The following is a 6360-nucleotide window of genomic DNA, read 5'->3' as shown; positions in this document are numbered from 1 at the left end:
TTGTGGTAAATAAGACCAGATGATACTAGCAATAATCGCCTTCAGTAATTCAGTTTTTCCACTTCCAGTAGTACCACCAATCAAAAAGTGACAGGTATCAGTATCAGTTAAATCGGCATAGATTAATTCACCATTTAGGTTGACACCTATAGCAATTAACAACGATTCTACTAATTGAGGACGAAAACTTATATAATCAGAGAAAGCTAACATCTGTCTTTCAGTTCGGGGAATGTCGATCGCTACATAACCACCATCTCTACTGATAAATGGTGTATACTTCAATGCTAATTCGGCTGCTAAATCCTCAGCCAATGCTTTAACGGTATTAATTCGTTGTGGTTTAAGCGATTGGTTTAGTTTGATATGACAACGAACAAAACTAGCACCAACTAAGGAATCAATCCAATTAGCTGATATACCAAACAGGGAGTAGGGGGTAGGGGTTAGGGGTTGGGGGTTAGGGAAGAATTTAACTTCCGTTTTCAAGAGCACGAATTAATGCTGATAACAATTTACCCACTGATTCACATTGATTAAGGAGGGAATCAATAACATCTGAAGGGTTTAACTTAACTCTTTTTGATAGCTGCAATATTTGCCTTTAATCCTTTGATAGTGGCATCTACATCAACCATTTCATTAAGTGGCTTTTGTTGGTAATTGCGATGTGGAAGAAAGTCAATTTCTGAGTTACGATAACTGTTTTTCGGATTTCTTGGATTTAAGTCATCCAAAAACAATTGACGATAATCTTGATGGCGAATCAATACCTCCAAACGTTCCTGTTCTAATTGTTCTCTACCTGCTTTTAGTTCGGCTTGAGCATCTGCTAAATCTGCCAAATATTGCTGATACGCATGATTAATTTCTCGCCTTGCTGCTATTTCCCTTGGTGGACAAGAGAAGCTGATTTCATAATTACGAACTGGCTTGTTAGTTGGAGTACCATGAGGATGATATTGGTCAAAAATATCCTCACTTTCATGGTACATATAGACTGATAAACCGCTAGTTTGTGCTGCTTTAATGTCATCATCAGACAAGAATGGTTCGTGATGCTCTAAATGACGATGCCAAATAGCGATCGCAGGTTCATTACCCCACCTAAATTCAAACCTATCGCGTTGATTTTTGGCAAGGTTTGGTAACTGCTTAATCGTGCCATCTTTAATGATGATGCCACCAATCTCCAACTGACTTTTATTTCGTTTACAAATGCTTTTGATAGCATCGATTTGACGAGGTGTTAGTGTAGTTTTGTACCGTTTTTGAGAAGGCGAATTATGACGACAAGTACAAGTGCAATCATCACCTTGAGGATTGGTGTATCGATAATTAGGCATGGTTTTTCATTTGTTGGTGTACCCAGCATTTTCTAAACATTTAGTAAGCTGTTCGAGCTTGGTATTAACCTCTTTCAGTTGGGCATTATTTTGCTTGATTTGGTCGCGCAATAAGCGATTATCATCTACTAACTTGAGGTTATTACGAGTTAACGAACGTACTCTATCGGAGTTACTAACTTCCACAAACCTAGTGCCAATAAAAATACCAACGCCTAGTACAGAAAGCAGTAACAACGTTTTCATCAAAATCGCTAAACTATAGCTTCGATGAGGCGATGAAGTAGAACCGAAAGTCATGCTCTTACCTCCCCAATTATTTAATCGTTCACCAAGAAAGTTTGGTCATTTTTGCTGAAGATGAGCTTTTTTCTTAGCTCCAAAACAAAAACTTTAGTTAGTTCGTATTGTTCGCTAATGTCGTCAAACAAACAAGTAACAGTTCGTTCTTCAGTTCTACCGGAATTGCAGTACTGGATAGTCGGGGTTAATCGGCGTATTTTCATTTGTCGTTCACTTTATTGATTCCACACATCGCTTAACTGCCTGTAGTTTATTTTGGGCTGCTATAGCTTCTCTCCTGGCATTCTCTAGTGCAATATTTTGCTGGTTTTGTGCCACAATGTAGCCGATACTAAAGATTACTAAACAAGTAAGAAACAATCCAAAGATTAAAGGCAAATGGTTATTTTCTGATTCAGTATTGGCACAATTATTAGTAGCGTAATCCTCCTGATAACTGTAAGTGCGACTGACGATGGCAGCGGGAGTAGCTACACGAATTGGTAAGCGAATAGTTCTGGTTTTTGACATCACTATAACCTGCCAATTAATTCGGATACTATTGCCCAACAATCGGTCGGTAATACCCAATTCCAAAGTCCAAACATCTGTAATCACCTCATCGAAATTTCTATGATTGTTTGCCATTCTTGCCACTGTTGTTGCTGCTGTTGTTGGTAGAGACAACTTCTTTGCTGGTGGGTAAGGCGGTAATATTCAAGTTGATACCGCCTAGTACGTTTGGGAGTTGTGCCTCTATTTCGGTGACTAAATTATCGCTATCGTAATCTGGATTTATGCCATATAATGCTGCTTCCAAAATTTGGTAACTTTGGTCTACCTTTTGCTGCACTTCTGGGCTATATGCAATCTTTAAAGGCAGGGGTTAGGGGGTAGGGGTTAGGGGTTAGGGAACATGAGAGGGGATAGGGGTCAGGTGTTAGGTAATAGGGAAACTTTAAGGGTTAGGGGTCAGGTGTTAGGTGATAGGGAAACTTTAGGGGATAGGGGTCAGGGGGTAGGTGATAGGGAAGAAGAAGAAAATTTCCCCAACACCTAACACCTAATTCTTTTTCCCTATCACCTAACCCCCAACACCCAACACCTAATTCTTTTTCCCTAACACCCAACCCCTAACCCCTAACCCCTGCTTTTGGCTATCTTGTCCGTAGCGAATTCGGGATAAAACGGCGATCGCTTCTTTTCGAGATATGCCAAATTCCAGTTGTGTAGGTTGCATACGGAAAAATCGGGTTTTATTTATTAATGCTGATGCGGAATATTACGCAGGTAGAGCTCAGAATTATTTGCGTCCCGAACATATTGAAAAGATTACCTGGGTGTTTGAAAATTTTCAGGCTTTACCGGGTTATTCGGCTGTGGTGACAAAGCAGGAATTGGCAGAAAATGATTATAACTGCAATATTCACCGCTATGCGGATAACGCGCCACCGCCAGAACCGCAGGATGTGAAGGCTCATTTATTGGGGGGAATTCCTAAAGTTGAAGTAGAGGCAAAGCGTCCATTGTTAGAGGCGCATGGATTCGATCCAACTAGGATTTTAGTGGAGCATTGTTAATGGATTATTTAAATTTTATTGCCTCAATTACGGAAAGAGGGCAGATTAAAAATTTTATTGAATCTGATGCTGGCGTTCAACAACAAGAAGGCAAGCTTTATAGTGTTTTTACTGCTTGGTGGCAACTTCATGCACCAAGTTTGGGCGAGTTGCCAAAAACTAAGAAAGTGATGGAATTACGGGGGGAGTTTTTACGCTCTTTTGTTGATAGTTTGGAACCTGTAGGATTGCTCGATCGCTTCAAAGTTGCGGGGGTAGTGGCGAGTTGGTGGGATGAGGTGAAGTATGAACTCAGAACCTTATCAGAATCGGATTTTGGCGGATTAGTTGATAGTTGGGTGGATACGATTCGGGATGCTTTGGAAGAGGATGAAGAGGAGCAGAAAAATCAGACGAAATTCGACCCGCTTAATCATAAGTTGGTGGTGCGGTTGATGCCGAATTATCTGGAGGAAATTGCCGATGCTGAGGCGAAAATTGCCGAGTTAGAGCAGCAAAAAGAAGCGTTTGAACGGGGGGAAGATGCAGAAGTTGATGAGGCAGAAGCCAGTGAAGATGATGCAGAAGCAGTTAATTTTGTCAAGGAATTGGAGACAAGATTAAAGACGCTGAAAGCGACGATTAAGGAACCGAAAAAGGAACTAAAAACTTTGAAAAAATCGTCTTTGTTGTATAGGGATAAAATTGCCGAGATTGAGCAATCTTTGGGGTTGGTTGAAGCAGAAATTGCCGAAATTGAGGAACAATTGAAACCTTATAATGAGATGAAAAAGCAGTTAGCGGCAGCGAAGGGAAAATTGAGGACGCTAAAGAATGAATTGGTGAAACGTTTGGAGGCTAAACGGGCGACTTTGACGGATGAAGATTGTCAGAGGTTGGTGTTAGCGACTTTCGAGGATGGGTTAACGGCTGAATTAGAGCGATATGTCACAGCACACCGTCAGCAGGTGATTGCGACGGTAGAGAATTGGTGGGATAAGTATCGGGTGACTTTGCAGGATATTGAAACGGAACGGGATGCAGCGGTGAAGCATTTGAGTGAGTTTTTGAGTGGGTTGGGGTATGCTTAAACTAATGCCGTCACCAAAACATAGTTGAAAATTTAGTGAATGTAAATTATGGAAAACTTAATTATTCTCAATGATGTGGCGTTACCATCTCAGCTTTTGGAAGCAACTGAGAAGGTTGTAAAAGCAGGAAAAGCTAAGAGTAGAAATGAACTGATTGCTAGGGCTTTGCGTAAAGAATTGGCAGCAATAAAACGTGCTGAAATTGATGCAGAGTTAGCAGAAATGGCTAAAGATCCTGAAGATCAGAAGGAAGTATTACAAATGGAAGCTGAATTTGCTAATGCTAGTTGGGAAGCATGGCAAATAGGAGAGTCAGAATATAAAAAGGGGTAGAGATCGCACAACTAAATAAAGCGTTATTAATTGCGATCGATTTGCCTGGACAGTTCGATGATGACATTGATATTTAGCAGCATCGCTTAAGTTTGTAAGTGGGTTGGGGTATGCGTGAGACTTTGGTTAAAACTGAGGAGTTTAAGGATTCGCCGTTAGGTCTAATCCCTAAAGACTGGAGGGTTTCTAGGTTCGGTGATCTAGTAGCATCTTTAACTTTAGGAACAACTACTAGAGGAGTAAGTGAAATAGATAGGAATGTTCCACTTATAAAAATGGGGAACTTAGGTTGGGGTGAATTATTACTCGAAGATGTAGAGTGGGTACACAAAAATTCTGTTCCAGATATTGCAACTGTAACGCTTCAATATCGAGATTTTCTTTTCAATACTAGAAACACCCCTGAGCTTGTAGGAAAAACTGCTGTTTGGCGCAATCACTTACCCGAAGCAATACATGATAACAATATCTTGAGAGTTCGCTTTAAAGCTGGTATTGCTTCACCCTTTGTTTGTGCTTATATGAGCAGTGGTATTGGCAAAGATAGGGTTCATGCTCTATCTACAGGAACTACAAGTGTTGCTGCTATCTATAAAAGTTTATCAACTGTTCGCCCACCTCGCTATTCCTCAAACAGAATTCTTCATTCCAGATCTGTTTTATATTGAAATCGCAAATATCTTTTGGAAATATGTTCGCGCCGGACTTTACGCTGCTGCGGATGTTCCCCCAGACTTAGCTACCCTGAAAACTTTCCCTCTGCAACTTGTTTCTATGGCTGAACTAATGGAAGAAGCCGTTAATATTGCCATAGCTTACGGAATTTCCGCTTATGATGCTTCTTATATTGCGCTTTCTCACCGAGTCAGCGCCCCTTTACCCCGCATTTCTCACAAACAATAAAAAATCAATTTACATGACCTGATGTAAGACTTTTTTTTGATACATCATCAATTGAAATTTAGGTAGGGAAATAAGTTAAGTATAATTCGTGATTTATCAAGATAAAATAGTTACTCTATTTATCTTAGTACTGAAATCGAAATGCTGTGTTCATAAAATTAAACGTTACAAAACCCGGCTTAGATAAAACCAAGCCAAAGTCTCATTAATTAGAGACTTAGAAAATGCACCTTGACTTTAGATTAAGCGGTATTTGGGAGCATTTTTAAGCATCTGTAAGCAGCAGCAAAGATATGTTTGTACGGACAAGAGCTAGTAATCGCAACTAAAATTCGCCCGGCGCTTACAGTAATCAATGCGCCTAGTTTCAGTAATTTAGTACGAATCCTTGTTCTAGATCATCAGGACAATGTTCGAGACGGTTTAATGTACTTTTTCCGGCTAAAATGACTGGCTCATTTTCTCTACCAATTCTTTTTCCTAATGCTATAGCAAACATTGGCTCATGACGTAATTCCTCGTGATCATTTAAGTCTTCATACCCCATGACCAGACCTTATATCCTTTGTGTAATTAAGCTTTCTACTGTATGGTCAATTCGATTTGGTTTTCGGTAATCTTGGAAACACTGTGCAAACTGTGATGTTATTTGTAGTTTTCTGTCTATTTCAGCAATTAAACTTAATCCGGCATCCGATGTTACCTGTCCACCCTGGAAATTAACTACAACTGGGGGCGATTTTGGTTGCTCAAATTTGAACTGTTTTGGGAGTGAGCGCGAAGCTTGTTGGGTCATACTTTATAACTGCTGAAATCCTTGCTATGTATAGATTTTAGCAGTTTTTT

The 6360-nt window shown here is 40.0% G+C and carries 10 protein-coding genes and 1 pseudogene; 4 read left to right on the top strand and 7 right to left on the bottom strand.

What is annotated here, in order from left to right; all coding sequences use genetic code 11:
* The 6 genes from ACE1CC_RS06730 to ACE1CC_RS06705 all read right to left on the bottom strand — a co-directional run.
* The coding region (locus tag ACE1CC_RS06730) for an FtsK/SpoIIIE domain-containing protein (RefSeq protein ID WP_413269697.1) at positions 1-495 on the bottom strand (495 nt) is incomplete at its 3' end.
* A 77-nt stretch (positions 496-572) separates the two neighbouring features.
* Positions 573-1346, bottom strand: coding sequence for a hypothetical protein (locus ACE1CC_RS06725; RefSeq protein WP_413269696.1), 774 nt, complete (start codon positions 1344-1346; stop codon positions 573-575).
* 6 nt (positions 1347-1352) lie between these two features.
* A complete protein-coding gene (locus ACE1CC_RS06720; RefSeq protein WP_413269695.1) occupies positions 1353-1646 on the bottom strand; it encodes a hypothetical protein in 294 nt (97 codons plus the stop codon).
* Between the two features lie 20 nt (positions 1647-1666).
* A complete protein-coding gene (locus ACE1CC_RS06715) occupies positions 1667-1852 on the bottom strand; it encodes a hypothetical protein (RefSeq protein WP_413269694.1) in 186 nt (61 codons plus the stop codon).
* Between the two features lie 7 nt (positions 1853-1859).
* Positions 1860-2276 (bottom strand): hypothetical protein, encoded by a 417-nt coding sequence (locus tag ACE1CC_RS06710; RefSeq protein ID WP_413269693.1) that lies wholly within the window; start codon positions 2274-2276, stop codon positions 1860-1862.
* Positions 2260-2481, bottom strand: a complete 222-nt coding sequence (locus tag ACE1CC_RS06705; protein WP_413269692.1) for a hypothetical protein — start codon at positions 2479-2481, stop codon at positions 2260-2262. The genes ACE1CC_RS06710 and ACE1CC_RS06705 overlap by 17 nt, the downstream gene beginning before the upstream one ends.
* A gap of 358 nt (positions 2482-2839) precedes the next feature.
* On the opposite strand from ACE1CC_RS06705, the gene ACE1CC_RS06700 reads away from it, so the two are divergent.
* From ACE1CC_RS06700 to ACE1CC_RS06685, 4 genes are all read left to right on the top strand, one after another.
* Positions 2840-3208 (top strand): N-6 DNA methylase, encoded by a 369-nt coding sequence (locus ACE1CC_RS06700; protein WP_413269691.1) that lies wholly within the window; start codon positions 2840-2842, stop codon positions 3206-3208.
* A complete protein-coding gene (locus tag ACE1CC_RS06695) occupies positions 3208-4278 on the top strand; it encodes a hypothetical protein (protein WP_413269690.1) in 1071 nt (356 codons plus the stop codon). The genes ACE1CC_RS06700 and ACE1CC_RS06695 overlap by 1 nt, the downstream gene beginning before the upstream one ends.
* A 48-nt stretch (positions 4279-4326) precedes the next feature.
* Complete coding sequence (locus tag ACE1CC_RS06690; protein WP_413269689.1) at positions 4327-4611, top strand: CopG family transcriptional regulator; 285 nt, start codon at positions 4327-4329, stop codon at positions 4609-4611.
* 552 nt (positions 4612-5163) lie between these two features.
* Entirely contained in the window at positions 5164-5514 is a 351-nt protein-coding gene (locus ACE1CC_RS06685; protein WP_413269688.1) for a type II toxin-antitoxin system VapC family toxin, read from the top strand.
* 391 nt (positions 5515-5905) lie between these two features.
* Here ACE1CC_RS06685 and ACE1CC_RS06680 read toward each other — a convergent pair.
* Positions 5906-6310, bottom strand: a pseudogene (locus ACE1CC_RS06680) (transposase); the annotation flags it as partial.
* Positions 6311-6360: the final 50 nt, after the last annotated feature.

The organism is Floridaenema aerugineum BLCC-F46 (assembly GCF_041929345.1).
GTDB classification, from domain to species: Bacteria; Cyanobacteriota; Cyanobacteriia; order Cyanobacteriales; family Aerosakkonemataceae; genus Floridanema; species Floridanema aerugineum.
This window is presented reverse-complemented; position numbering and strand designations above follow the sequence as displayed.

What these genes read in the sequence shown, in the direction of transcription:
- ACE1CC_RS06725 (WP_413269696.1), bottom strand. Translation starts at nt 1,346, where the DNA reads ATGCCTAATTATCGATACACCAATCCTCAAGGTGATGATTGCACTTGT.
- ACE1CC_RS06720 (WP_413269695.1), bottom strand. Translation starts at nt 1,646, where the DNA reads ATGACTTTCGGTTCTACTTCATCGCCTCATCGAAGCTATAGTTTAGCG.
- ACE1CC_RS06715 (WP_413269694.1), bottom strand. Translation starts at nt 1,852, where the DNA reads ATGAAAATACGCCGATTAACCCCGACTATCCAGTACTGCAATTCCGGT.
- ACE1CC_RS06710 (WP_413269693.1), bottom strand. Translation starts at nt 2,276, where the DNA reads ATGGCAAACAATCATAGAAATTTCGATGAGGTGATTACAGATGTTTGG.
- ACE1CC_RS06700 (WP_413269691.1), top strand. Translation starts at nt 2,840, where the DNA reads ATGCCAAATTCCAGTTGTGTAGGTTGCATACGGAAAAATCGGGTTTTA.
- ACE1CC_RS06695 (WP_413269690.1), top strand. Translation starts at nt 3,208, where the DNA reads ATGGATTATTTAAATTTTATTGCCTCAATTACGGAAAGAGGGCAGATT.
- ACE1CC_RS06690 (WP_413269689.1), top strand. Translation starts at nt 4,327, where the DNA reads ATGGAAAACTTAATTATTCTCAATGATGTGGCGTTACCATCTCAGCTT.
- ACE1CC_RS06685 (WP_413269688.1), top strand. Translation starts at nt 5,164, where the DNA reads ATGCTCTATCTACAGGAACTACAAGTGTTGCTGCTATCTATAAAAGTT.